This is a genomic window from Streptomyces sp. ACA25 (genome assembly GCF_028200735.1).
Taxonomy (GTDB): domain Bacteria; phylum Actinomycetota; class Actinomycetes; order Streptomycetales; family Streptomycetaceae; genus Streptomyces.
On the sequence record NZ_JAQKPV010000056.1, the window covers coordinates 1 to 1,715 of the forward strand.

At 73.9% G+C, this 1,715-nt stretch carries 1 protein-coding gene; it reads left to right on the forward strand.

Translation table 11 applies throughout. The annotated features are described in order from the left end of the window. Nucleotides 1-1,715, forward strand: a 1,715-nt coding sequence (locus tag PJ985_RS23120) for a polyketide synthase dehydratase domain-containing protein (RefSeq protein WP_271685840.1), incomplete at both ends; no start/stop codon positions are given.

A 1,715-nucleotide genomic window follows, 5' to 3' on the forward strand; every position in this document is an offset into this window, starting at 1 on the left:
GTGACCCGGCCACCCCGGAGTACTGGGTCCGCCAGGTCCGTGAACCCGTCCGCTTCGCCGACGCCCTCACCACGAGCGGCAGGACGCCCGTGTTCCTGGAACTGGGACCCGAGGGAACCCTGTCTGCCCTGGCCCAGGGTGTCACCGACGACGCCGTCGCGGTTCCCGCGCTGCGCACCGGCCGCGAGGAGACCGGAACTCTGCTGCGCGCTCTCGCCGCACTGCATGTCCACGGCGTCCCCGTTGACTGGGCCGGACAGGCCCACCAGTGGGGCGGCCGTCGCGTCGACCTGCCCACCTATGCCTTCGCCCGCGAAAGGTACTGGCCTTCTGCCTCGGGCCACCCGGGCGACGTTGTCTTCGCCGGGCTGGGTGACACCGGTCATCCGCTGCTTGCCGCGGGGGTCGAACTTGCCGATGACGGTGGCCTGCTGTTCACCGCCCGGCTGTCCGCGCGGACGCATCCCTGGCTCACCGAGCACCGGGTGCACGGCCGGACAGTGGTGCCCGGTACCGCGTTCGTCGAACTGGCCGTGCGGGCGGGGGACCAGGCCGGGTGCGGGGTCGTCGATGAACTCGTGCTGCACGCCCCTCTGGTGCTGCCCGAGCAGCATGCCACTCAGCTCCAGGTCCTCGTCGGTGTCCCCGACCCGGATGGCCGCCGTGACATCGTGGTCCACTCCCGCACCGCGGACGACACCGGCTGGTCCGAGCGGCCGTGGACCCGGCATGCCTCCGGCACTCTCCGCGCCGCAGGCCCCGACGTCGCTCCGGACCTGTCCTGGCCGCCGCCCGGCGCTGAGCCCGTCGAGGTCGACGGCCTCTACCCGGCCCTGGCCGGGGCGGGACTGGAGTACGGTCCGGCGTTCCGAGGCGTGCGCGCCGCCTGGCGGGCGGGTGACGATGTATGGGCAGAGGTTGAGCTGCCCGACTCGGCGCACGCGGACGCCGCGCGTTTCGGCCTGCATCCCGCACTGCTCGACGCCGCCCTCCATGCGCTGGCCGCCCGGGCGACCGACGGGCCGGCCCAACCCCCTGCCCTGCCGTTCTCCTGGTCCGGAGTCACTCTCGCAGCCTCCGGTGCCACTGCACTGCGCGTGCGGTTGTCACCGCGAGGAGCCGACGGCGTGACGCTGCTGGCCACCGACCCCGGTGGCCGGACCGTGGTCAGGGTCGAACACGTGGTGCTGCGACCCCTGGCCGTCAGCCAGTTCGACGGACCGGCCGACGGAACCCGGCCCGTGTACCGACTCGACTGGCTCCCGGCCACCGGTGTCGCCCCGGACCACGGGGTGCCTTCCGGTACCTGGGCGGTCGTGGGCCACGACCCGTTCGGCGCGGCGGCGGGACTCGCCGCGCTGGGTGCCGACTGCGTACGGGTGGCGGACGTGGCCTCGGCGCCCTCCGGGTTCGTCCTGGTCACCTCGGCGCCGTCCTCGGCCGCGCCGACCGGCCCGGCCGAGGACGAGGAGACCGACGCGAGGGTGACCGCGGTGCTGACGGCGGTGCAGGAATTCCTCGCCCGCGACGACACGGACGCCACCCTCGTCGTGCTCACCCGGGGTGCCGTCTCCGCAGAACCGGGCGACGACCTGCCGGACCCGTCGGGAGCCGCCGTGTGGGGGCTGCTCCGCAGTGTGCAGTCGGAGAACCCGGAGCGGATACTGCTCGTCGACGGTGATGCCGACCCCTGGGCCGCGTTGCTCCGTGCACCG